This window comes from Saccharomonospora marina XMU15, from assembly GCF_000244955.1.
Lineage (GTDB): Bacteria > Actinomycetota > Actinomycetes > Mycobacteriales > Pseudonocardiaceae > Saccharomonospora_A > Saccharomonospora_A marina.
On sequence record NZ_CM001439.1, the window covers coordinates 5899883 to 5922851 of the forward strand.

22 protein-coding genes and 2 pseudogenes are annotated in these 22969 nt (G+C 68.5%); 17 read left to right on the forward strand and 7 right to left on the reverse strand.

Annotation, left to right across the window (positions count from 1 at the left end):
* Positions 1-58: 58 nt before the first annotated feature.
* A pseudogene (locus SACMADRAFT_RS31340) lies at positions 59-260 on the reverse strand (CopG family transcriptional regulator).
* A gap of 331 nt (positions 261-591) precedes the next feature.
* Between SACMADRAFT_RS31340 and SACMADRAFT_RS28025 the strand changes: the two are divergent.
* The 6 genes from SACMADRAFT_RS28025 to SACMADRAFT_RS28050 all read left to right on the forward strand — a co-directional run bounded on the left by SACMADRAFT_RS28025 (position 592) and on the right by SACMADRAFT_RS28050 (position 5748).
* Positions 592-1533: an ABC transporter ATP-binding protein gene (locus SACMADRAFT_RS28025; protein WP_009157213.1), complete on the forward strand. Its 942-nt coding sequence runs from the start codon at positions 592-594 to the stop codon at positions 1531-1533.
* A 35-nt stretch (positions 1534-1568) separates the two neighbouring features.
* Positions 1569-2333, forward strand: a complete 765-nt coding sequence (locus SACMADRAFT_RS28030) for an ABC transporter permease (RefSeq protein WP_009157214.1) — start codon at positions 1569-1571, stop codon at positions 2331-2333.
* 260 nt (positions 2334-2593) lie between these two features.
* Positions 2594-3088: a hypothetical protein gene (locus tag SACMADRAFT_RS28035; RefSeq protein ID WP_232285642.1), complete on the forward strand. Its 495-nt coding sequence runs from the start codon at positions 2594-2596 to the stop codon at positions 3086-3088.
* Positions 3089-3110: 22 nt separating this feature from the next.
* Positions 3111-3818, forward strand: coding sequence for a tRNA (guanosine(46)-N7)-methyltransferase TrmB (gene trmB, locus SACMADRAFT_RS28040; protein ID WP_009157216.1), 708 nt, complete (start codon positions 3111-3113; stop codon positions 3816-3818).
* A gap of 137 nt (positions 3819-3955) precedes the next feature.
* A complete protein-coding gene (locus tag SACMADRAFT_RS28045; RefSeq protein WP_009157217.1) occupies positions 3956-4429 on the forward strand; it encodes a MarR family winged helix-turn-helix transcriptional regulator in 474 nt (157 codons plus the stop codon).
* An 11-nt stretch (positions 4430-4440) separates the two neighbouring features.
* Positions 4441-5748, forward strand: coding sequence for an amidohydrolase family protein (locus SACMADRAFT_RS28050; RefSeq protein WP_009157218.1), 1308 nt, complete (start codon positions 4441-4443; stop codon positions 5746-5748).
* A gap of 15 nt (positions 5749-5763) precedes the next feature.
* On the opposite strand, the gene SACMADRAFT_RS28055 is transcribed toward SACMADRAFT_RS28050, so the two are convergent.
* From SACMADRAFT_RS28055 to SACMADRAFT_RS28075, 5 genes are all read right to left on the reverse strand, one after another.
* A complete protein-coding gene (locus SACMADRAFT_RS28055; protein WP_009157219.1) occupies positions 5764-7098 on the reverse strand; it encodes a hypothetical protein in 1335 nt (444 codons plus the stop codon).
* A gap of 67 nt (positions 7099-7165) precedes the next feature.
* The gene (locus SACMADRAFT_RS28060; protein WP_040926913.1) at positions 7166-7858 is read right to left on the reverse strand and encodes an SDR family oxidoreductase; all 693 of its coding nucleotides are present in this window, start codon (positions 7856-7858) and stop codon (positions 7166-7168) included.
* A gap of 50 nt (positions 7859-7908) precedes the next feature.
* Positions 7909-10005 (reverse strand): PhoX family protein, encoded by a 2097-nt coding sequence (locus SACMADRAFT_RS28065; RefSeq protein WP_009157221.1) that lies wholly within the window; start codon positions 10003-10005, stop codon positions 7909-7911.
* A gap of 239 nt (positions 10006-10244) precedes the next feature.
* Complete coding sequence (locus SACMADRAFT_RS28070; RefSeq protein WP_009157222.1) at positions 10245-11333, reverse strand: inositol-3-phosphate synthase; 1089 nt, start codon at positions 11331-11333, stop codon at positions 10245-10247.
* A 13-nt stretch (positions 11334-11346) separates the two neighbouring features.
* On the reverse strand, positions 11347-11931 hold the full coding sequence (locus SACMADRAFT_RS28075; RefSeq protein WP_009157223.1) for a PadR family transcriptional regulator: 585 nt from the start codon (positions 11929-11931) through the stop codon (positions 11347-11349).
* A 256-nt stretch (positions 11932-12187) separates the two neighbouring features.
* On the opposite strand from SACMADRAFT_RS28075, the gene SACMADRAFT_RS28080 reads away from it, so the two are divergent.
* The 3 genes from SACMADRAFT_RS28080 to SACMADRAFT_RS28090 all read left to right on the forward strand — a co-directional run bounded on the left by SACMADRAFT_RS28080 (position 12188) and on the right by SACMADRAFT_RS28090 (position 17217).
* The gene (locus tag SACMADRAFT_RS28080; RefSeq protein WP_009157224.1) at positions 12188-12586 is read left to right on the forward strand and encodes a DUF5318 domain-containing protein; all 399 of its coding nucleotides are present in this window, start codon (positions 12188-12190) and stop codon (positions 12584-12586) included.
* Between the two features lie 95 nt (positions 12587-12681).
* On the forward strand, positions 12682-15498 hold the full coding sequence (locus tag SACMADRAFT_RS28085; RefSeq protein WP_009157225.1) for a transglycosylase domain-containing protein: 2817 nt from the start codon (positions 12682-12684) through the stop codon (positions 15496-15498).
* Positions 15499-15540: 42 nt separating this feature from the next.
* On the forward strand, positions 15541-17217 hold the full coding sequence (locus SACMADRAFT_RS28090) for a glycosyltransferase family 87 protein (protein ID WP_083841076.1): 1677 nt from the start codon (positions 15541-15543) through the stop codon (positions 17215-17217).
* Here the strand turns inward: SACMADRAFT_RS28090 and SACMADRAFT_RS29555 are convergent.
* Positions 17116-17886 (reverse strand): deoxyribonuclease IV, encoded by a 771-nt coding sequence (locus SACMADRAFT_RS29555; RefSeq protein WP_009157227.1) that lies wholly within the window; start codon positions 17884-17886, stop codon positions 17116-17118. The genes SACMADRAFT_RS28090 and SACMADRAFT_RS29555 overlap by 102 nt on opposite strands.
* A 117-nt stretch (positions 17887-18003) precedes the next feature.
* Here SACMADRAFT_RS29555 and SACMADRAFT_RS29560 point away from each other — a divergent pair, with 117 nt between their 5' ends.
* From SACMADRAFT_RS29560 to SACMADRAFT_RS29565, 8 genes and pseudogenes are all read left to right on the forward strand, one after another.
* Positions 18004-18852 (forward strand): hypothetical protein, encoded by an 849-nt coding sequence (locus SACMADRAFT_RS29560; protein ID WP_009157228.1) that lies wholly within the window; start codon positions 18004-18006, stop codon positions 18850-18852.
* 74 nt (positions 18853-18926) lie between these two features.
* The gene (locus SACMADRAFT_RS28100; RefSeq protein WP_009157229.1) at positions 18927-19778 is read left to right on the forward strand and encodes a hypothetical protein; all 852 of its coding nucleotides are present in this window, start codon (positions 18927-18929) and stop codon (positions 19776-19778) included.
* 76 nt (positions 19779-19854) lie between these two features.
* On the forward strand, positions 19855-20799 hold the full coding sequence (locus SACMADRAFT_RS28105; RefSeq protein ID WP_009157230.1) for a hypothetical protein: 945 nt from the start codon (positions 19855-19857) through the stop codon (positions 20797-20799).
* A gap of 130 nt (positions 20800-20929) precedes the next feature.
* Positions 20930-21262: a 30S ribosomal protein S6 gene (gene rpsF, locus SACMADRAFT_RS28110; protein WP_009157231.1), complete on the forward strand. Its 333-nt coding sequence runs from the start codon at positions 20930-20932 to the stop codon at positions 21260-21262.
* Positions 21263-21275: 13 nt separating this feature from the next.
* Complete coding sequence (locus SACMADRAFT_RS28115; RefSeq protein WP_009157232.1) at positions 21276-21758, forward strand: single-stranded DNA-binding protein; 483 nt, start codon at positions 21276-21278, stop codon at positions 21756-21758.
* A gap of 49 nt (positions 21759-21807) precedes the next feature.
* Positions 21808-22056, forward strand: a complete 249-nt coding sequence (gene rpsR / locus SACMADRAFT_RS28120; protein ID WP_009157233.1) for a 30S ribosomal protein S18 — start codon at positions 21808-21810, stop codon at positions 22054-22056.
* Positions 22057-22071: 15 nt separating this feature from the next.
* Positions 22072-22527 (forward strand): 50S ribosomal protein L9, encoded by a 456-nt coding sequence (gene rplI, locus SACMADRAFT_RS28125; protein ID WP_009157234.1) that lies wholly within the window; start codon positions 22072-22074, stop codon positions 22525-22527.
* A 140-nt stretch (positions 22528-22667) separates the two neighbouring features.
* Positions 22668-22915: pseudogene (locus SACMADRAFT_RS29565) on the forward strand (ESX secretion-associated protein EspG); the annotation flags it as partial.
* Positions 22916-22969: the final 54 nt, after the last annotated feature.

Consider the following 22969-nt stretch of genomic DNA (forward strand, 5'->3'; position numbering starts at 1 on the left):
GAGCGCGCGGTCTCTTACGCGAGCACGAGCAGGTCGCCGAGCGTCAGGTATTCGACGGTCACCGCGCCAGGCGATCGAGTAGCACGGCATATCGCTGACGCCCCTCTGCCGACGGGGAGCGAACCCACTCATCGCGGACACGGCGGGCGGCGGCATCCCTGATCGCGCGCACCGCCGCCTCGTGCTTGCTGACCCCGGTGACTCGGCAAGCAGGGCGAGTGCACGCTCCTGTTCGCGGTGAGCCGAAGCGTCATGGCCACGGCCGAAATGCTACGAGCAGCTGGTCGAGCGACGCTCGTCGCGGGCGAAGCGCCGCCGGAACGGTGACCGTCAGTCCTGACGCTTGGGTAACCCTCAGCGTTCGGCCCGGAAGTTTCAGGGTCCGGTCAGGGACATCACGGATCGCGGGCGGGCGCCACAGCCGTCAGGCTACGACCACAGGAGGAGGGACGGTTCGGTCCGTGGAGCGACGCGAGAGGACGCCCACCATCGCCAGGATGGGAGACAGCGGGCCGAGGGGTACTCCCCACCGACAGCGCAACGGCAACGACGCGTCGCACCGGCTGCCAAGCCGAACGCAGGAGGAAAACGATGATCGAGGCAAGGGGCCTCACCAAGCGGTACGGCAAGACACTCGCCGTGGACGACCTTTCGTTCAAGGTCACGCCCGGCCGAGTGACCGGGTTTCTCGGGCCCAACGGCGCGGGCAAGTCCACCACGATGCGCATGGTGCTGGGGCTGGACAATCCCACCGCCGGTGAGGTGCGCATCGGCGGCAAGCGCTACCGCGAACTGCATCATCCGCTGCGCACGGTCGGCGCACTGCTGGACGCGAAGTGGGTGCATCCGAACCGCTCTGCGAGAGCGCACCTGCTGTGGATGGCCAGGTCCAACAAGCTCCCGGCGCGCAGGGTCGACGAGGTGCTCGAACTCGTCGGGTTGGCCGCGGTGGCGGACAAGCGCGCGGGTGGCTTCTCGCTCGGCATGTCACAGCGGCTGGGCATCGCGGGAGCACTGCTCGGCGACCCCGAGGTGCTGATGTTCGACGAACCGGTGAACGGGTTGGACCCGGAAGGCATCCTGTGGATCCGCAAGTTCATGCACCGCCTCGCCGACGAGGGCAGGACCGTGTTCGTGTCCAGCCACCTGCTGTCGGAGATGGCGCTCACGGCGAGCGAACTGGTGGTGATCGGCAAGGGCAAGCTGATCGCGCAGAGCAGCACCGACGAGTTCGTGGCAAGGGCCTCCGATAACAGTGTGCGGGTCCGCAGCCCGCAACTGGACACGCTGGCGCAGGCGCTGCGTGCGGCGAGTGCGACCGTCACCGAGGCCGACGACGCCGTCATCGTGTCCGGAATGGACATCGAGAAGATCGGTGAGATCGCGCTCGCGCACCAGGTCGTGCTGCACGAGCTGAGCCCGCAACGCGGCTCGCTGGAGCAGGCTTTCATGCGGATCACCGGGGACTCGGTCGAGTATCACGCCGACCTTGAGGCCGAGGCCAAGCACCTGCTCGAGACAACCGGTTCCTGAGACCCGGAAACGATCCGGACGGATTCGAGGACATCATGACTTTGCTCGCAGTCGAACGCATCAAGCTGCTCTCCACCCGCTCGCCGTGGTGGGGCACGCTGATCGCACTCGCGCTGACCACCGGCTTCACCGCGCTGACCGTCGCGGTGTCGGACAACATCCCGACGACCGTCGCCACAACGCAGTTCGGGTACACCTTCGGCCTCGCGGTGATCATGGTGCTGGCGGCGCTCGCCGTGACCACCGAGTACCGCTTCAGCACCATCCGCACCACCTTTCAGGCAATCCCCAACCGCACGGCCGCGTTGCTGGCCAAGGCCGCCGTCGTCGGCGTGCTGGCGCTGGTGATCGGGGAGGTTGCTGCGTTCGCCAGTTGGGGTGTGTCCATGCTGATCCGCCCCGAGGCTGATCTCGCTTTGAACAGCACCGCGGACTGGATCAACGTCGCCGGCGTCGGGCCGGTCTACGCGCTGGCCGCCGTGCTGGCTGTCGCCGTCGGCATCCTCGTACGGCACAGCGCGGGCGCCATTTCAATTCTGCTCATTTACTTTCTCGCCGCGGAGAACCTGGTACAGCTCATCCCGAACATCGGCGACGACATCTACAAGTGGTTGCCGTTCAACGTGGCGAACAAGTTCCTCACCGGCGACGGCGCCTCAAACGCGGGCAGGGCTGCCGAGGCCGGTCCTCGGCTTTCCACCGCGCCACTGAGCCCGGGCTGGGCGCTCGCCTACTTCGCGGGTATCGCCGTCGCGCTGCTCGCAGTCGCAGTGTTCACCGCGAACAAGCGCGACGCCTGACAGGCCAACACAGGGGAACACCGGCAACGACCGCATTCGGGGCGCGGCCGGCCGGTAAGGGGGTTGACGGGGTCCGGGTCGCATCGGGGGCGGCCCGGACCCCGTTGGCTTGGCCACCTCATTACGAGCCCGTTAACTCTCTGTGATAGGGCCCACTCACACCGGAACACGGACAGTCGAACGCGGGATAGTGGGTATCACCCGTCAGGACTCTACGGAGGTGACCCTTGACGGTGACTGACCTTCCGCGCCTGGAGCCCATGGTCGAGCTCGAATGGGCCACAGCGATCGAGCAACCACGCGATGTCGGCAAGGCCGTCAGACCCGCCGACATCCGCACCGCGTGGGTGCACAGGGCACCCGAGGAAAGGGTGCTGGCCCTCTTCCGGTCCGCCCGCGAGCTCTACCAACCGGTGCCTTCGCCGTGGTGGCTGCGCGCGGTGGCGGACGGAACCCTCGCCCGCAGGTCCGACGGCTTCCTGGTGGAGGATCGGATCGACAGGCTGCTGGCCAGGCGTCCCGGCTGGGAATACGTGCCGTGGGCAGCCGACGGCGAGTCCGGCTACTGGGAGTTCATGCCTTCGGAAGGCGGCAGGTCGGGCCACCGCATTCCCACGACGATCCTCAACACCGATCGCCACAGCGGCTGGATCGACGTGCTCCCCGCGCACAGCGGTGCCACACCGGCGCCCATCGCGGTCGCCGGACTGGCCGGCTTGCGGGCACGGATGGGGGAGTTCGAGGCCGTGCGGTGACGCACGGCTATCGTGCCTGATCGTGGAGACCCAGCAGCAACCGCGGCGGCGCAGTGTCGTCAGCTATGTCAAGCGGGGCGGGCGCATGACCGTGGGCCAGGAACGGGCCTGGCAGCGGCTGTGGCCACGGCTGGGAAGGTCGGTGTCCGAACTGCCGTCCGGCCCGATCGACTTCGACGCCTGGTTCGGCAGGAGCGCGCCGGTCGTCCTGGAGATCGGCTCCGGCATGGGCGAAACCACCTCGCAGCTGGCCGCCGCCGCTGCGGAGGTGAACTACGTCGCCGTCGAGGTGTACGAAGCCGGACTCGGCCAGCTCATGCTCCGTGCGGAGCAGCTCGACGTGCACAACCTGCGACTGCTGCACGGCGACGCCGTCGTACTGCTCGGCGAGCATGTGGCACCGGATTCGCTGGCCGCCGTGCGGATCTTCTTCCCCGACCCGTGGCCCAAGAAGCGTCACCACAAACGCCGGTTGATCCAGCCAGGGTTCGTCTCACTGGTGGCTTCCCGGCTGGTCCCGGGCGGCACGCTGCACCTGGCCACCGACTGGGCCGACTACGCCGAGCAGATGCTGCAGGTGTGCTCGGCCGAGCCGAGCCTGCGAAACAGGTTCGACGGCTGGGCCCCACGGCCGGCGTGGCGCCCGATGACGAAGTTCGAACGGCGGGCCGAGCAGGAAGGCAGAGTCAGTCGCGATCTCGTCTTCGAGAAGGCCGAGCCCCGGCACTGATACAGCGCCACAGCACCGACACCGAGCGTCAGCACCCACGCGCGAGACCGGTGCTCTCGTCATCCGATAGGGAGAACCACGGCCGTAGGGCGGCCGAACGACCGGGTCGTCGGGCAAAATCCCGACGAGTGTCAACGGTGTCGACTTCGAACGGTTCCCAGGCGGCGGACCCGCCACGGACGGCCTACCTCGTGAAACGCCTCGAATCGGCGTTACGCTCCCGGCTCGACGCCGCCGTGAAACCGTACGGCCTCACTGCCACGCAGTACACCGCGCTCGCGGCATTACGAACCTCGCCGGGGCAGTCATCGGCGCAGCTGGCGCGGCGTTCGTTCGTCAGCGCGCAGACCATGCAGGAAATGGTCGTCGCTCTCGAACGCAGGGGACTGGTCAGCAGAGCTCCCTCTCCGACGAACCGGCGCGTGCTGCGCATCGACCTCAGCGCACGAGGAGAGGCCATCCTGCGCGACCTTGACGACGAGGTCGACGACATCGAACAGGCGATGCTGGCCGACCTGGAACCGCAACATGTGGAAACCCTGCGCCACGCGCTGCGCGTGTGCGCCCGTCGCCTCGCCGAACAGGCCACTGCGCCGCAGCCGCCGCAGTAGGATCGACGCCTATGATCCACCGCCTGCGCGCCCCGGTCGTCCTGCCTGCCGACCCCTCGTGCTCCGTGGTACGCGACGGCGCCGTCGACATCGACGAGCACGGCCGGATCGCCTACTGCGGCTCTGCCTCGGCAGCGCAGGCCAAGGCAGGGCAGGTGACCGAGTTGCCGGGAATCCTGCTTCCGGGACTGGTCAACAGCCACGCCCACAGCCCTATGGTGCTGTTGCGCGGAATGGGCGGCGACCTGCCACTGCTGCGCTGGCTTCGCGAGGTCATCTGGCCGGCAGAGGCGAAACTGCGCCCTGCGGACGTGCACACCGGAATGCTGCTCGGCTCGGTCGAGATGCTGCGCCGTGGCGTCACCACCAGCGCGGAGATGTACTTCCACGCGGAGCGGATCGCCGAGGCCGTGCTGACCACCGGCGCACGGGTTGTGCTCGGCGGTCCGATCATCGACCTGCCCGGGCTGGACTGGCGGTCTATGCTCGCCGACACCGAACGCTGGATCGACACCGAGGGGTTGCGGTTCGGGCCGGGCGAGCGGGTGGAACTCTCCTACGCCGCGCACTCCGCCTACATGCTGCCGGTCGAGGCGCTGGAGATGATCGCCAAGTCGGCGAACTCGCGAGGCGCCCTCGTACAGATTCACGTGGCCGAGGCGCCGAACGAGGACGAGCGGCAACGGCGAGAACATGGCTCGGTACCTCGCCTGCTCGACAAGGTCGGCATGCTGGACGGCAGGGTGATCGCGGCCCACGCGGTCCACCTGTCCGACGAGGACATCGCGATGCTGGCCTCGCGCCGGGTCGGCGTGGCGCACTGCCCCGGCTCGAACTCCAAACTCGCGTCCGGGGTCGCGCGACTGACCGATCTGCGCGCCGCTCGCGTGCCGGTCGGTCTGGGAACGGACGGCCCTGCCAGCAACGACGACCTCGACCTGTGGGAAGAGGTACAGCTCGCCGCGATGCTCGCCAGGGTGTCCACACAGGATTCCACCGCGGTCACGGCGGCCGACGCACTGCTGCTGGCCACGCGCGGCGGCGCCGAGGCGCTCGGCCGAGACGACATCGGCGCCCTGGAACCGGGCAGGTGGGCCGACATGGTGCACATCGACGTCGACGACCCCGCGTTCGCCACCGGGCTGGAGGTGCCCGACGACCAACTGCTGGCGAACCTCGTGTGGGCGGCCGGTTCACGACGCGTCCGTGACGTGTGGGTGGCCGGGGAGCAGGTGGTCGGCGCGGGCGAGTCCACGCGCGTCGACCGCGCGGCCGCGCAGGCGGACGTGGCCAAGGCCGCCGCCCGGCTGCGCGGCTGACGAGAGTTTCCTGGGTCAGGACGTTGTCGGGTACACGTACACTTCGCCGCCACCGTCTTCATCGAAGACACCGACGCCCGCTCCGATGAGACTCGGGACTCGCGTGTCGTCGCCGAGCGGATCTGCTTCCCCGGTCTCGAGCGAGACCGACGCCGGAGTCCCCGGGTCCGCGGACGTCGACGACGGCGCGGCGTGCCCGTACGCCGTGCCGTCGTCGGCCACCGAGGTGAGCTGAATCTCGTTGCGCTGCTCGTCAGCCGCGAAGCAACGACCCTCACCGGATCGCAGGTCGAACCCGACGATGTCGAAGATCAGGTAACGCCCGTTGGCGGAAAGGACCGGTTCGGCGTCCATGGGGTCACCGAAACCGTCCGTGCGTTGCTCGCAGGTCACGGAAGCGACGACCGCGCCGGTGTCGCCGTCGTGCACAGCCCACACCCGTTCGACGCCGGAGACACCGTCGCGTACCGGCCATGCGGCGAGGAAGGACTTGCCGTCAGCACTTCCCACCACCTCGACGGTCACCCCGCCCTCGTCGGGACTGGCAGCCTGCGGGGTCACGTCGTCGCTGAACCAGCCGCCTGGCACCCAGAACGCCTTGTGGCCCTGCACGAGCGGGCCGCTGCCGGTGATGCCGACAAGGCGTGAGTTGTCGTTGCAGGAGCCCACTAGTTGGCCGCACTCCTTCGGCGCCGCGAGCTGTTCGCTGCCGCTCTCGTAGTCCGTGGTCTCGCCGGTCGCCACGTCGACCACGGTCGCGCCCCTTCGGTGCGACACCAGGATCGCGCCGTCGCTGTTCACCTCGTAGCCTGCCGCCTCGCCAGGCACGGTGATCTCGCGCAGCGGGGCCACGCCGTCGCCGGAGGAGGCGACGTCGTACACGTAGAGGTGCGTGGTGTCGGTGGCCTTGTCGACGCCGTCCCCGCCCTCGGCTCCGGTCGTGGCGAGCACGACGTACTCGCGCCCATCCGGGTTCACGACGAACGGGAGCGTGTCGATCCGGCTTTCCGGATTCGGCACCGGCCCGCCCCTCCAGCGCACGGCGCCGGTCGCGGCGTCGTGGGCAACGACATGCGAAGCGTCACCGCTGTGGGTTGTCGCGCGCAGCAGCACGACACCGGCCCGCGGCGCCACGACCGGGCGCCCGAACCGCAGCCGATCGCTTCCTCCACCGGCCCGCCAGCCGCGTGTGCTGTCGAATCCGTCGGGCAGGCTGAGCCGGGGAGCGATCTGCGAGTCGGGCCGCGGTACGACCTGCTCGCCGAGGTTGCCGCCGGTCGAATCGCCGCACGCGGCAGTCACAACGAACAGCGAGATGGCAAGGGCGGCAAGCGCCCGCCTTCGAAACACGATGCCCCCACAAAAGATCGCGGTCGTTACCGTCGCTGGGACGGCCTCCCTCGACTCGCGGTTCCGTTCAGCCGAGCGGACGCGGGCGAATGGTCACCTCGGTGAGGTGCGCGTCGGCCTCCGCGGATACCGCGCTCAGCACCGCGGCCGCGACCGACTCGGGACGCAGATAGCGCTCGGGCGAGTACCGGCCGCCTTCGTGTGCCACCACCGCCTGCTGCATCTCGGTGTCCGTACGGCCGGGGTACACCGAGGTCACGCGCAAGCCGTTGACCTCCTCCTCCGCACGCAGCACGTCGGCGTAGGCGCGCAGGGCGAACTTGCTCGCCGCGTACGGCCCCCAGCCCGCTCGCGCGGACAGTCCCTGCCCTGAGTTGATGAGCACGACGTGTCCCTTGCTCGCTCGAAGCGCGGGCAGCAACAGCCGCGTCAGTTCGGCGACCGCGACCACGTTGACCTCGAGGTTGTGCCGCCACACCGCCGCGTCGGACTCGGCGACAGTGCCGAGCCCGGCCACGCCCGCGGAGTGCACGAGCACATCCAGCCGCGGAATGCGCTCGGCGGCGGCAGCGACCGCCTCGGTGTCGGTGAGGTCGATCGGCCACGGCGTCGAACCGGCCAAGTCGCGGGCCAACCCGGTGAGTGCGGCTTCGTCGCGTCCGCCGAGCAGCAGTCGATGGGTAGGGGCCAGCGCACGCGCCACCGCGGCGCCGATCCCTCGGGAGGCACCGGTGACGAGAGCGAGCGGTTGATCGGCCATGCCGCCCACCGTAGACGGCATGACCGACCGTGCCCCGCCGTGGTCGCCCGCTACCGGCCGATGTGGCCCGGCCTGCCGTGGCGACCGCGCTTCCACACCGACACGATCGAAGGGCGAGGCTGCGAGTCACCACCGTCGGGCCAGTGCGACTGCGGGTCTGCGGAGCTGCCGTCCTCACCCGGGTGCTGCACCGCGACCAGCACCACGTCCTCGGTGACCACGGGACCACAGGCCTCCGCACCGATCGGCACCGTGAGGAACTGCTTCACCTGACCTCGGTTGGCCCCTTCCACGGGCACCGCGAACAGCCCGTCGTTGGAGCCCAGCGCGTTGCCGTCGGTGGAGATCCACAGGTTGCCGTAGCCGTCGAAGGCGACGTTGTCCGGGCAGGAGATCGGGCTGACCTGGTCCTTGGGGAACCCGCCGAAGTAGGTGTCCGCGCTGGCCGGGTCGCCGCACACCAGCAGCAACCGCCACGAGAACGTGGTCGACGCCGCATCCCCGGCCGCCTCTTCCCACTCCAGCACGTGGCCGTTGCGGTTGCCGTTGCGCGGGTTTGCCTCGTCGGCGGCCTCCTTGCCCGCCGCGCCGCGATCGCTGTTGTTGGTCAGCGCGGCGTAGACCCGGCCGTTGACCGGGTTGGGCTCGATGTCCTCGGGGCGGTCCATCTTGGTCGCGCCGACGGTGTCGGCGGCGAGCCGGGTGAAGATGTAGACCTCCTCGGCCGTGAAGCCGGGAACGAATGACCGGTTTCCGCTGGCGAGCGGAATCCACTCGCCGGACCCGTCGAACTCGCCGTCGCTGGGCAGCGTGCCACTGCCGTCGATCTCGCTCGCCGGGCTGTCGCCGGTGAACCTGGCGACGTAGAGGGTGCCGTCGTCGAGCAGGCTCATGTTGTGCCTGCGGGCGTGCGCGCTGCGGCCGGGCTTGTACTTGCCGTTGGAGACGAACTTGTAGATGTAGTCGAAGCGCTCGTCGTCACCGGAGTACACGGCGACCCGGCCGTCCTTGGTGATCTTGACGTTGGCGGCTTCGTGCTTGAAGCGGCCGAGTGCGGTGTGCTTCACCGGCGTCGAGTTCGGGTCGTTGGGGTCGATCTCCACGACCCAGCCGAACCGGTTGCACTCGTTGGGCTCCTGTGCGATGTCCCAGCGCTTGTCGAAGCGCTCCCACTTGCGCCTGCTGGCACCCGACGGCAGGCCGTAGCGGCGCAGCCGCTCCGCGGCTACCGGGTCGCTGACCGCGCTCGCGTTGGCGAAGTACTGGTTGAAGTTCTCCTCACCGGAGAGCACGGTGCCCCACGGCGTGACACCGCCCGCACAGTTGTTCTGTGTGCCGAACACCTTGCGGCCACTCGGGTCGGCCGAGGTCTTCAGGTGGTCCGAACCGGCAGCGGGACCACGCAGTTCGAACTCGGTGTTGATCGTGATGCGACGGTTGTAGCGGCCGGGCACGACCTTCAGACCGCCCTCGCGGGCGCGCGTCACCTGCACCACGGACATGCCGTGCGCGGCCCATGCGATGCGCACCTGCTCCTCGGTGGGATTGTCCGGGTCGTACTGGTCAGCAGGGAACATGTGCACCTCGGCGGTGTACTCGTGGTTCACCACCATGAGGCTGCTGCGACCGGAGGAGTCCAGCGGGACAAGGCCGACGAAGTCGTTGTTGTACCCGAACTGCTTCGCCTGCGCGGCCGCTGTCTGCGCGTTGAAGTCGAACTTCGGCGCTCCGGGTAGCACGGGGTCGCCCCAGCCGATCACGACCCGCTGCTCGTAGCCGTCGGGCACTGTCACGGCGTCGGCGGTGTTCGGCGCCACCGGTTCGAAGTCGATGCCCTGCCGGTGGCGTCCTGACCCGTGCCGGTGCGCCAGTGCGGGGGGAACCGCACCCTGCGCGGCGGCAGTGCCGGGGAGCGCGGCGAAGCCCGCCGCGGCCGCCGTCATGACGGCGCCCGCCCGCAGCGCGCCACGGCGGGAGAGCACGTTCTTGACGACGTCACCGAAGTACTCGTTGTCCGAGGTGTTCGGTGCGGGGTGGGCACAGGCGTTGCCGCACCGGTACTCGCAGGTGACGGCGGAGCGTCCTGGGCGGTGCGTTCTCGACATGGAACTCAACAGGGGAAGAAAACGTCTCGGCTCGGCGGACACGCGGCCTCCAGTCACTCGGTCAGGGGAACGAAGGTGACGTTAGGTGCGCAATACGAGCGTCGGTGATCCGCCAAGTGAACGGTTGGCGACACCTCGGTGTCTCCACTTGCGCTACCGGCTGGCTCAGACCAATGTTGAATCGCTCTGCGCACAGCGCCCAGATTCGCACGCCGGTATGACGAAGGCCACCCTCACGCATCTCGCGCGCGAAGGTGGCCCCGGCTTGGTGTCGCCGAACGTCAGCGTTCGACCTCGCCGTTGATGAACTTCTCGACCGCGTCGCGGGCGGTGGAGTCGTCGTACTGCACCGGCGGCGACTTCATGAAGTAGGACGAGGCCGAAAGCAGCGGGCCACCGACACCGCGATCCTTGGCGATCTTGGCCGCGCGAACGGCGTCGATGATGATGCCCGCCGAGTTCGGCGAGTCCCACACCTCGAGCTTGTACTCCATGTTGAGCGGCACGTCGCCGAAGGCGCGTCCTTCGAGCCGCACGTAGGCCCACTTACGGTCGTCGAGCCACTGCACGTAGTCGGAAGGGCCGACGTGCACGTTGCCCTTGCCGAGGTCCCTGTCGATCTGCGAGGTGACCGACTGCGTCTTGGAGATCTTCTTCGACTCCAGTCGCTCCAGCTCCTTCATGTTCTTGAAGTCCATGTTCCCGCCCACGTTGAGCTGCATGGTGCGGTCGAGCTGGACACCCCGGTCCTCGAACAGCTTCGCGAGCACGCGGTGCGTTATCGTCGCACCGACCTGCGACTTGATGTCGTCGCCGACGATCGGGACACCGGCCTGCTCGAACTTCGCAGCCCATTCCGGGTCGGAGGCGATGAACACCGGGATCGCGTTGACGAACGCGACACCCGCGTCCAGTGAGGCCTGCGCGTAGTAGCGGGCGGCCTCGGTGGAACCGACAGGAAGGTAGGAGACGAGTACGTCGACCTCCGCGGCCCGCAGCGCGGCGACCACATCCACCGGTTGCTCGTCGGACTCCTGGATCGTCTCCTGGTAGAAGCGGCCGAGCCCGTCCAGCGTCGGGCCACGCTGCACGCTCACCCCGAGCGGCGGCACATCACAGATCTTGATCGTGTTGTTCTCGCTGGCGAGGATCGCCTCGGAAAGGTCTTGCCCCACCTTCTTGGCGTCCACGTCGAAAGCCGCCACGAACTCGACGTCACGCACGTGGTACTCGCCGAACTGCACATGCATCAGCCCAGGCACGCGCGAGCGCGGGTCGGCGTCGCGGTAATAGTGGACCCCTTGAACCAGCGATGCCGCACAGTTGCCGACGCCAACGATGGCCACCCTCACGCGGCGGTTCTCGCCCATGCCGGTATCTCCCTTACTCGTGTTCGGTGTGGTAGGTCGTTTCCGAGCCGCGGCTCGAGGTCTGCTGCCCTCGCTGCTCGGCTTGTTCGTGCGCGATCAACTCGTTGAGCCAGCGCACTTCCCGCTCGCTTGCCTCCAGCCCTAGCTGGTGCAGCTCACGGGTGTAGCGGTCGATCTTCTCCTCGGCCCTGGCCAACGCTGCCCGCAGACCTTCACGTCGTTCCTCGACCCGGCGTCGCCGCCCCTCGAGGATGCGCATCCTGACGTCGGCGGGTGTCCGCGAGAAGAACGTCAGGTGGACGCCGAAGCCCTCGTCGTCCCACGTCTGCGGCCCGGCGTCGACGAGCAGTTCGGCGAACCGCTCCTTGCCCTCCGCCGTAAGCTTGTAAACCCGCTTGGCCCGGCGGTTCCAGCCGGTTGAGGTGTCGGCCGCCTCCTCGGTGATCAGACCCGCCCGCAGTAACCGACGCAGCGTCGGATACAGCGAGCCGTAGGAGAAGGTGCGGAACATGCCAAGCGTCTCGTGCAGACGTTTGCGCAGCACGTAACCGTGCATGGGCGCGTCGTGCAGAAGCCCGAGAATCGCGAACTCCAGCACATCGCACCCCCTTTCCGGAACGAAACGCCGCCGCCCGGCGTTGCCGCTCACAGGCGACCGGGCGTGGAATACCCAACCTACCGCGCGATTATATCGGCTCGATACATCGAAGTGGCGTAGTTAACCTCCGGGGCATGTCACACGCCGGAGTTGTTCATCAGATCGTTATGAATCTCTCGGCATGTCCGGTTGGTGGCGACCAGGCACCCGGCGAGCTTCTGGTCATGGCCCCCCGGAATGCACGTACTCTGTTGAGGTGCGAAACCAGCGGCAGGTCGTCGACTACGCGCTACAGCGCCGTGCGCTGCTCGCCGAGGTCCACTCCGGCCGAGTCAGCACCATGGATGTCTGCGACGCCACCCCTTACCTGCTCAGTGCTGCGAAGTTCCACGGCAGCCAGAGCGGCAACACCTGCCCGGTGTGCCGCAGGGAACCGCTCACCGACGTGTGCTGGGTCTACGGCGACGAACTGAAGCACGCGGCCGGCTCGGCACGCGCACCCGAGGAACTCGAGCGGATGGCCAACCTTTTCGGTGAGTTCACCGTTTACGTCGTGGAGGTCTGCAGGTCGTGCGGGTGGAACCATCTCGTGCGCTCATACGTCCTTGGGACTGGAACACCACACCCTGGGTCACGCAGGACCGCAGGTCAGTGAACGAGGACACGGGCCGCACACTGGTCCGGGCAACGCACGTAGGGTTCGTTCCGCAGAACGGCGTACCCCGACGCGCCGATCTGGGAGGTTCTTGAGTGAGCGACCACGGAAATCGCCGCTGGCCTGAGCAAGAGCCGGGCCAGGGCAGGCACGGTCAGCGATCGGCCGGTGACTCAGCGGTTCCCCGGTGGCCCACCGGCGACGAGCCCGCTCGACAGCCGAGGCAGCCACGCAGGCCACAGCAACAACCGGGTCAGCCGCCACGGCAACCTCGCCCGCCTCGGCACAACCCGGCCGCCCAACAACCCGCCTCGCCGCAGTGGCCAGGAGAGGCAGGCGCGCAACGGCCTGCACGGCCGCAAGGTCCGCAACGGCCACAGCAGACACAACGGACACAGCGGCCGCAGGGCGGTCGCGCGGCGCCACCCCCCGGACAGCGGCAGCAGAACCCGCCACCACAGGGTGCGCGCCCGCCGGGGACGCCGCCCTCGAGAGCTGCTCGCGGGGAACCGCCCACGCAGCAGGTCAGAAGGCCACGGCAAGGTCGTGCGGGAGCGGTTCCCGCAACCGCGGCAGCGGCGACAGCGGGTCAGGAAGAACGCGAGCCGGAGCTGATCACCCACCGTGCCTACAACGGCACCAGCCGCGATGGCGACGGGTACGACCGGCGCTGGTCCGACGAGGAGGAGCAGCGGTCGCACGAGTCCGGTTTCGACGACGACGAACCACCCGGCAGGAGGGGTAAGGCCCCGTTGACACCGGCGCAACGCAGGAAACGCCGCTGGAAGTTCATCAGGCGCGGGCTGTACGCGTTCGTCGGGCTGTTCATGGTGTTGCCCGCGATCGCGTTCGCGATCACCTACTTCCTCGTCGAGGTTCCCTCGCCAGAGGAGGTCGCCGCCGACCAGGCCAAGGTAGTGACCTACTACTACGCCGACGGCAAGACGGAGATGGGACGCGACATCCCGCCGGACGGCGGTAACCGGCAGATCCTGAAATCCGAAGACGTCACGGCGGTCGTGCGGCACGCCGTCTACGCCGCCGAGGACGCCACCTTCGAGACCAACGCGGGCTTCGACATCACCGGCATCATGCGCGCCGTCTGGAACCAGGCGACCGGAGGCGTCGGCGGCGGTTCCACGATCAGCCAGCAGTACATCAAGGTCGCCACCGAGAACGACGAATACTCGGTCACACGTAAATGGACGGAGCTCGTCAAGGCGTTCAAGATGAACAACGAGCAGTCCAAGGACGAGATCATCACCGCCTACCTCAACACGATCTACTTCGGGCGCGGCGCCTACGGCATCCAGACAGCGGCACAGGCCTACTACGGCAAGGACGCCAAGGACCTCGACGCCTCAGAGGCGGCGCTGCTCGCGGGCATGATCCAGCAGCCGGGGCGTTCGGAGAACCCGGAGGTCCGCCAGCAACGCTGGAGCTACGTGATGGACCAGATGGTGGCCAACGGTTGGCTGCGGCAGCAGGATCGTGCCACGGCCAAGGTGCCGGAGCTGATCCCGGTGGACCAGGCCAAGCCGGAGACAATCACCGGACCCGACGCCTACATCAAGTACCGCATCAAGGCCGAACTCGAGGCCAAGGGCTATCCAGAGGAAAAGGTGCAGTCCAACGGCTACAAGATCTACACCACCATCGATCCACGAGCGCAGGACCTCGCCAAGAAGGCCGTCAACACCGTGATGGAGGGCGAGCCGGAGAAGCTGCGCGAAGCGCTGGTGGCCGTCGATCCGAAGACCGGGGCCGTGCGCGCCTACTACGGCGGGCCGAACAAGCCAGGCGTGGACGAGTACGACTGGGGCAACGCGCAACGCAACCCCGGTTCGTCCTACAAGCCGTTCGACCTGGTCGCGCTGCTGCAACGCGGCAAGGGGCTCGGCGAGGTCTACGACGGCAGTTCGCCGAGGAAGTTCGGCAACACGGTGGTGCGCAACTCCGAAGGCGGCCAGTGTCCGCGATGCACCGTGGCCGAAGCCATGGAACGTTCGGTCAACACGGTGTTCTACGACATCGTCGTGAACGAGGTCGGCCCGCAGTCGGTCGCCGAGGCGGCGATGCAGGCGGGTATCCCGGAGAAGGGACCGAGCAGGGAAACCATGCCCAGCCCCGACGGCAACATCTCCATCGGCGGTGGCACCACGGAGGTCACGCCCACCCAGATGGCTGGCGCCTACGCCACCTTCGCCTCGGGCGGCATCCGGCACGAGACCCACTTCGTCGCCAAACTCACCACCGCCGACGGCGAGGTGCTGTTCGACGAGACCGGTGAGGCGGCAACGCAAGGTGAGCCCGCCTTCTCCGACGACCCGGAGAAGAGCAAGCAGATCGCGGGCAACGTCACCGAGTCGCTCAAGCCCGTGCTGACCCACTCGGACCTGGAGTGCGCGGACGACCGCGACTGTGCGGGCAAGACCGGAACGCACCAGTACGAAGCGCCCAACGGCGAGTACGTCAACGAGAACGCACAGGCCTGGATGGTCGGGTACACGCCGCAGATCTCGGCCGCCGTCTGGGTCGGCACCGGCGGCAACGAACCGATCCGCAACGCCGCGGGCGGCCGGATCTACGGCAGTGGGCTGCCCGGTGAGATCTGGAAGGAGTTCATGGACTCCTACCTGGAGGGCATGCCGGAGGAGAAGTTCGACGAGGTCGAGCCAATCGGCAAGGTCCCGACCGAAGAGGTCGAGGACGACTCGTCGCCTACGAGCACCGCCCCGACCACCACGCTCCCGACGACCACGACCGAGTTGCCGACACCGACGCATCCGACCGGACCACCGACCGAAACCATGACCGACACGGAGACGAGCACGTCGGAGGAGGAGCCGGAGCGGCCGACCATCCTGCCGGGCTGGGGCAGAAACACCGCCTCCGACACACCCACCAACTAGCCGAGCACCACACTCGGCGGTGTCGTGCTCGTGAGCCGTAACATGCGGCAGGTGTCCAGCGATACTCCTGGTTCGTCCTCGGCGACAGCCGAGACGAGAACGCCCGACACGAGGACGCTCGACACGTCCGAGCGCGTCGTACCGAGTTGGACGGAGCCGATCGTGGCCGCGGCCACCCGGCCCGTGGGTGGGCCGCTCGGCTCGCACGCCGCGGTGGGCAGGCAGTGGTTCTGGACACCGTTACGGGTGGGGCTGCTGCTCGCCGTCCTGGCATTGACGGCGGGCTGGTTCGGCAAGGCGGCCTGCATCCAGCAGTACGTCAACGACCAGGGACAGGCGGAGCTGGACTGGCGCTCCGGCAGGCCGTACGTGGCGATGTGCTACTCCGACATCGTTCCGCTATACACCGCCGAGCGGCTCGACCGCGGTGACACCTTCCCGTACGCGACCAGCTGGATCGAGAACCAGGGCACGCCGTCGGAGCAGGTGCGGTACATGGAGTACCCCGTGCTCACCGGCATGTTCCAGTGGGTGAACGCCAAACTGGCTCACGGCTGGAGCGACGCGGCCGAATCCGGCTGGCTGCCGGGTGCGCTGCCGGTCGCGGTGTACTTCAACATCACCGCGCTCTTCCTGGCCGTGGCGTGGCTGGTCACGGTGTGGGCAGTGGCCAGAACCGCACGCCGCCGGATATGGGACGCCACGCTTGTGGCGATCTCCCCACTGGTGATCGTGCACGCGTTCACCAACTTCGACGCGCTTTCCGCAGCGTTCGCGGCCTCCGCCCTGCTGGCATGGGCAAGACGCAGACCCGCGCTCGCGGGCGTGCTGCTCGGCATCGGCGCTGCGGCGAAGATGTACCCGCTGCTGCTGCTGGGCCCGCTGCTGGTGCTGTGCCTGCGGGCGGGGAAGTTACGCGCCTGGGCGGTAACGGCAGCCGCCACCGCGGGCACCTGGGCGCTGGTGAACCTGCCGTTCATGGTGTGGCTGCGCACGGGCTGGGAGGAATTCTTCCGGCTCAACACCCAACGCGGTATGGACCCGGACTCGCTGTACAACGTCATCTCCTACTTCACCGGCTGGGCAGGCTTCGACGGGCCGCTGGCGCCGGGTGAGACACCGACCGTGCTGAACACGGTCAGCGGCGCGCTCTTCCTCGCCGCCTGCGCGGGGATCGCCTACGTCGGACTCACCGCGCCCACCCGTCCCCGGCTGGCGCAGTTGAGTTTCCTCGTGGTGGCGGCGTTCCTGCTGACGAACAAGGTGTGGAGCCCGCAGTACTCACTGTGGCTGGTGCCGCTGGCGGTACTGGCGATCCCGAGGTGGCGGTTGCTGTTGACCTGGATGCTGGTCGATGCCCTGGTGTGGGCGCCGCGCATGTTCTACTACCTGGGCGTGGACAACAAGGGCCTGCCGCAGGGCTGGTTCCTCGGCACGGTCGTCGTGCGCGACGCGCTGGTGATCCTGCTGTGCGTCCTCGTGCTCAGGGAGATTTACCGGCCGTCCACCGACCGTGTCCGCGCGACCGGCGACGACGACCCCACCGGTGGCGTACTCGAGGGTGCCGCAGATGCCTTCGTGGTGCGTGGCCCCGGCAGGCGCCTGCGCGTCGATCCGCTAGCCGAGCCCGCGCAGGAAGTCGATGTCAGCCGCCTGGCCGTCGGCGGGAGTTTCCACGATCACGGGCGCACCGGCGGCCTTCGCCACGGCGGCCAGTAGCGCGGGATCGATCGTGCCGTCGCCACCGACGACGTTGGCGTGGCGGTCGCGTTGCGAACCACGCGGGTCGCGGGAGTTGTTGAGATGCACCAGGTCGATGCGCCCGGTGATGGCCAGCACGCGCTCGACCGTCTCACCCAACTCCCAGCCGGCGGCGTGCGCGTGGCAGGTGTCAAGGCAAAAGCCCGCGTCGAACTCCGCGACGGCCTCCCACAGGCGGGCAAGCATGTCCAGGTCGCGGGCCATGGCGTTCTCCCCGCCCGCGGTGTTCTCGATGAGGATCGGCACGGCGAACCCGCCCTGCTCGGCCTGCCGCTGGAACAGCTTGCGCCAGTTGGCGATGCCCTCGCTCGCGTCCTCGCCCTTGCGAACGTGCCCGCCGTGCACGACCAACCCCCTCGCGCCGGTTTCGCGCGCGGCATCGGCGTGCTGGGTGACGGTCTTGCGCGACGGAATGCGGATGCGGTTGTTCAGCGAGGCGACGTTGAGCACGTAGGGGGAGTGGATGTAGACGGCGATCCCGGATTCGGCGAGTTCACGCGCCTGCTGATGTGGTTGCGGCTTCTTCCAGCCCTGCGGGTCGGAAAGGAAGAACTGCACGGCACCGGCCCCCCGCTCACGGGCGGCGGACAGCGGGTCGTCGTCACGAACATGGGCACCGATCAGCATTGCCGCAAGGGTAGCGATTCGCGCCGACAGTCATCGAGTACGGTAGCCGTGTTCGGCGAACTTCACCGAGAGCACACACTTACGCACGGTCCGCCAGAAGACGGAGGCGAGGAGCTCATGGAGACGGCCTTTCGCCAGCACACGGCCCGCCTCGGCGGCACAGCGGTGGTGATGGCCGCCGCCGCGCTGCTGGTCTCACCGGGCACCGCGGCCGCCGACGACACCGAGGACGGCCCCGTCGTGGTGGGAAGCTGCGCGACGGCGCTGCGCGACGCCGAAGGCACGCCGCTGACCTTCGACGCGGGCGCGCTGCTCGGCAGGCCGGGCGTTGTGGACGTCGGGCTCGGCAAGGACTCCGATGCGCTGCTTTCACTTCCGTTGCGGCAGACGTTGGATCGGCTGGGCGTAACCGAGGCGGAGCTCGTCGTCAGCATGGCGGGCGAGATCTGCGAAACCGCCAAGACCACGGTGAACGGACTGACCGCATCGCTGCGGCAGGCCCTGCCCGCCGAGCGACCGACAGAACCCACAACGCCGCCCGCAGAGCCCGCAGAGCCGCCCACGGAACCCGCACCCGCGGAGCCCGCTGACCCCGCTCCGGCACCCGAGCCGCCGCGGGCCCCGGCGGCCGGGCCCGAACCCGATCTCGCTCCCGCACCGATCGCGTTCGTCCATGCGGGTCATTTCACGGACGCCGGACAGACCGGACCCCGCTCCAGTGTCGACTCCGCCGCCCTCCCGCCTGCCGCCGCCGTCCCGCCACCCGCACCGCCTGAGGGCGCGGGCCCGGGCAACGCGGGCGGCCAGGAACGCACACCCACGCTGACCACACCCGACGCCGAGATCAGGACGGCGATGTCGGACCGCGAAACACCCGGCCGACTGCCGGTGTTGCTCGCCGTGCTCGCGCTGGTCGTGGTCACCGGCGCGCTCACCCGGGTCTGGCTGCGCCGCGAAACCTGGTGACGCCGCCACGACCGTGCGTCACGCCCGGCCGACCGCGTCGTTGTGCTGTTGTGGCGTGAGGCCGGGAGGCGAAGATGCGACGGACGAAGGCCAGGACAGCAGCGGCGGGTGCGGCGGTATTCGTGCTCGCGGGGTCGGCATCGCTGGCGCTGCCGGAGGTGGCGCGGGCGGAAACCAGGTCGGTCCCCTGCGGCGGAACCGTCACCGCCGAGCCGGGCGATCACATTGTCGCCGTCGGTCCACTCGGAGTGAGGCTCGATCTCGGCGTGGTGACCAGCGGGGTCACCACGCTGGTCAGCGGGCTGTGCAAGGTGACGGTCAAGGTCGTCGAGCCGGTTCCGGTGGGGGGCGAGCCACTGGCCGACGCGGTCGAGGGCACCACGTCCACGACCGCCGATGCCGTGGACGGTGTCGCGGGCGCACTGTCGTCCGGCACCCAGCCCGCTCCTGCCGCGCCCGGTGCGGGCGAGCCCGCGCCGTCGGGTTCACCCGGTGGCCGGAGTACCTCGGGGGAGGCGTCACGGACCGGGCAGGGCGACCAGCAGTCCGTGCCCGCACCGAACAGTCCGGTCGTCGGCGGTGCGGCCCTACCCGGGTCGGGCTGGTCGACGTTCGGAATGCCCGCCGCGTTCGGATTCGGCTACGGCTATGGCACGCCGTCGACGTCCGCGCTTTTCACGCCCGCGCCGGGACTGCGCTACGGCGGGCAGATTCCCGGATATTCGCCGGAATTCGGGCTCCTCGGTCAAGACGCCGGCCGTGACAACGGTTCGGGAGCCAATCCTGGTGCGGCGCGGGCGCTTCCCGCCACCTCCGGCGGCGTCGGTGACGCCACCGGTCCCGCGGCGATTCTCGCCGTGCTGGCATTGTCGGGCGTTACCGCGGCTCTGGTGCGCACGTGGGTGCTACGTCGCACAGCGCCATAATTCCAACCGGCGTATCTTCTTCGAGCGCTCGTCGTTTGTTTCTTTGACATACCGCCAATTCCGGAGGACGTAGCCCGTGCGGATCAGGCCCCCCGCCCTCGCAAGGACCATGCGCAAGGCGCTCACGACTACGGCCGTCGCCGCGGCGGTCGGTGGCCTCACCGTGCTCTCCGGCGGCACAGCGGCCGCGACCACTCTGGTTACCGACACCTGCACCTCGGCCGTCGCCGGGCAGATCGGCGATCAGATCGCCATTCCAGGCACGTCGGTGAAGGACCTGGTCCGGCAGGGCGCGATTGAGGCGAAAACGGTCATCATCGTGCACGACCTGACCATCTGGCCCGACCACCTCGCCAACCAGGTCGCCAAGAAGCAACTCACCGTCGGCACCGTGCCGGACGCGCGGACCGCGACGATCAGCGGGCAGGCAATCGGGGCGGCGGTGAAGAAGGCGCTCGAGGGCTCGGCCGGGCTCGGGATACTTCCTGCCACGCAGCAGACCACACTCGACACCATCGCGAAGAAGGTGGCGGGCAGCTGTGGGCTCACCTTGTCGGCCACCAACTACTCCGCACCCTCGCAACCGGGTCGGCAGTCACCAGGCGGGCAACAAGGCTCGGCTCCGTCCTCCGGATATGCCACGCCGGGTACCCAGGGCTACGCCGCTGGGGGCAACGGCTCACTTCAGGGCACGGGCGACACGCGCGCCGCACGCAGGGACTACGGCGGTATCCCGGCCGTCTCCGCTCCGAGCGCTGGTATCTCGGTGCCCCCGAACCTGCGTTACCCGCCGTCCAGCGGTGTGCCCGGCCAGCCGAACTCGCCCGAGTTCGGCATCCTCGGCGCCGAGCAGGGACAGGGCGGCCAGCCCGACGACGTGCGCAACGCGGGCAACGCCGCCGCGCTCGCGGCGAGCGACTCCGCCGACCAGGTACAACTGCCGATGCTGCTCGCCGTGGTGGCGCTGGCGGGCGTGACCGCAGGCCTCGTGCGTACCTGGGTGCTTCGGCGCGTGTCCTAGCAGGTAGCGGCTCCCGCACCGGGCAGCCCTGCCGGGAGTGCCCTGCCACGGCGTGGCTAGACTGGTCCGCTGACAACCCTCCTGTCACGGAACGTCCGTGACCGCTGTAGCCCATAGGAGGTGAGTGGTTGTGTCACGCCATTACGAGGTAATGGTCATCCTTGACCCCGCGCTCGACGAGCGTACGGTCGCGCCGACGCTGGAAAACTTCCTCAACGTGATCCGCACATCGGGCGGAAACGTGGAGAAGGTGGACGTCTGGGGCCGCCGCAGGCTGGCATACGAGATCAAGAAGCACGCGGAGGGCATCTACGCCGTGCTCGATCTCTACTCCGAGCCGGACGCCGTCGCGGAACTCGACAGGCAGCTTTCGCTTCAGGAGACGGTGCTGCGCACCAAGGTCGTCAGGCGCGAGCCGCCGCGCGGCGCCAAGGCCGCCAAGAAGAACGCCGCGAAGGTCTGAGGCGGGCAGCGCGATGGCTGGAGACACCATCATCACGGTGGTCGGCAACCTCACCGCCGACCCGGAGCTGCGGTTCACGCCATCCGGCGCCGCGGTCGCGAACTTCACGGTCGCGTCCACGCCACGCACCTTCGACCGCCAGACCGGCGAGTGGAAGGACGGCGAAGCCCTGTTCCTGCGCTGCAACATCTGGCGGCAGGCTGCCGAGAACGTCGCCGAGACCCTCACCAGGGGTGCCAGGGTCATCGTGCAGGGCAGGCTGAAGCAGCGCTCGTTCGAGACCAAGGAGGGCGAGAAGCGCACGGTGGTCGAACTCGAGGTCGACGAGATCGGACCGTCTCTGCGCTACGCCACCGCGAAGGTCAACAAGGTGAGCCGAGGCAGCGGTGGCGGCGGGTTCGGTGGCGGCGGCAGTAGCGCGCCTGCCGACGACCCGTGGGGCTCCGCGCCGCCCGCGGGCGGTGGCGGTGGCTTCTCCGACGAACCGCCGTTCTGACGCGCCACCCGAGCAAGCAACCACAAGAATCGTTCCCCAGGAGTAGATCGTGGCGAAGCCACCCGTTCGCAAGCCGAAGAAGAAGGTCTGCGTTTTCTGCAAGGCCGAGAAGAAGGGCCACCCCGAGCCCATCGACTACAAGGACACCAACCTGCTGCGCAAGTACATCTCCGACCGCGGCAAGATCCGTGCCCGCCGCGTGACCGGAAACTGCAGCCAGCACCAGCGTGACATCGCCATTGCGGTCAAGAACTCCCGCGAGATGGCGCTGCTGCCCTACACCTCCACCGCTCGCTGAGAAAGGGAGTCAGAAATGGCGAAGATCATCCTGACGACCGACGTGGCGAATCTCGGAGGCCCGGGCGACATCGTCGAGGTCAAGGACGGTTACGCGCGTAACTACCTGCTCCCCCGCGGCTACGCCATCACGGCCACCAAGGGCGCGGAGAAGAACGTGCGCATCATCCGCCGGGCGCAGGAGGCCAGGCGCATCCGCGACCTCGACCACGCCAGGGAGATCAAGGCCAAGCTGGAAGAGCTCAGTCCGGTCAACCTGTCGGCGAAGGCGGCGCAGGGATCGAAGAAGCTGTTCGGCTCGGTCACCTCGGCCGACATCGTCTCGGCCATCAAAGCTGCCGGGGGACCGCAGTTGGACAAGCGTGTCATCCAACTCGGCCAGCACATCAAGACCCTCGGCAAACACGAGGTGAGCGCGAACCTGCACCCACAGGTGAAGGCAAGCGTGCAAATCGAGGTCACCGCGAAGTAGGCGGCAACACCTCTCCTCTCGATGCCGGCGGCGGGACCCCGATCGGGTCCCGCCGCCGTTTTGATTTCTTCTCCCGCGCCCGGAACGCGACGAAGAGTGCGTACGTCCTAGCTCCGGGCGCGCGCCGCCCCTTGACGACGGACGAGCTGCGCCGGGTGCTCCACCTGCCGAGGCTCGGCGGCGGAAGCCTGTACGTCGCGGTCAGGGACCGCACCGGGCGCCGGGTGCGGGTGCGGCGACCGGTGAACTACATCGACACCAGCGAGGTCGGTGGCTGACCGAGGAAGTGCCCGGAAGTGGTGAGCCGTTGATCGCCTTCAATCCGGCCGCGCCGGAACTGCTCGCCGACCGGTTACGCACCGCTCTGGGTACGTTACTCCATGCTTGAGGGTTGCCCACCCGTTCAGCCCAGCGAGTGGTTACACAACCGTCCGTAGCCTTT

What these genes read in the sequence shown, in the direction of transcription:
- SACMADRAFT_RS29555 (WP_009157227.1), bottom strand. Translation starts at nt 17,886, where the DNA reads ATGCTGATCGGTGCCCATGTTCGTGACGACGACCCGCTGTCCGCCGCC.
- SACMADRAFT_RS28025 (WP_009157213.1), top strand. Translation starts at nt 592, where the DNA reads ATGATCGAGGCAAGGGGCCTCACCAAGCGGTACGGCAAGACACTCGCC.
- SACMADRAFT_RS28060 (WP_040926913.1), bottom strand. Translation starts at nt 7,858, where the DNA reads ATGGCCGATCAACCGCTCGCTCTCGTCACCGGTGCCTCCCGAGGGATC.
- SACMADRAFT_RS29560 (WP_009157228.1), top strand. Translation starts at nt 18,004, where the DNA reads ATGGAGACGGCCTTTCGCCAGCACACGGCCCGCCTCGGCGGCACAGCG.
- rplI (WP_009157234.1), top strand. Translation starts at nt 22,072, where the DNA reads ATGGCGAAGATCATCCTGACGACCGACGTGGCGAATCTCGGAGGCCCG.
- SACMADRAFT_RS28050 (WP_009157218.1), top strand. Translation starts at nt 4,441, where the DNA reads ATGATCCACCGCCTGCGCGCCCCGGTCGTCCTGCCTGCCGACCCCTCG.
- SACMADRAFT_RS28070 (WP_009157222.1), bottom strand. Translation starts at nt 11,333, where the DNA reads ATGGGCGAGAACCGCCGCGTGAGGGTGGCCATCGTTGGCGTCGGCAAC.
- SACMADRAFT_RS28090 (WP_083841076.1), top strand. Translation starts at nt 15,541, where the DNA reads ATGCGGCAGGTGTCCAGCGATACTCCTGGTTCGTCCTCGGCGACAGCC.
- SACMADRAFT_RS28100 (WP_009157229.1), top strand. Translation starts at nt 18,927, where the DNA reads ATGCGACGGACGAAGGCCAGGACAGCAGCGGCGGGTGCGGCGGTATTC.
- SACMADRAFT_RS28115 (WP_009157232.1), top strand. Translation starts at nt 21,276, where the DNA reads ATGGCTGGAGACACCATCATCACGGTGGTCGGCAACCTCACCGCCGAC.
- SACMADRAFT_RS28030 (WP_009157214.1), top strand. Translation starts at nt 1,569, where the DNA reads ATGACTTTGCTCGCAGTCGAACGCATCAAGCTGCTCTCCACCCGCTCG.
- SACMADRAFT_RS28035 (WP_232285642.1), top strand. Translation starts at nt 2,594, where the DNA reads ATGGTCGAGCTCGAATGGGCCACAGCGATCGAGCAACCACGCGATGTC.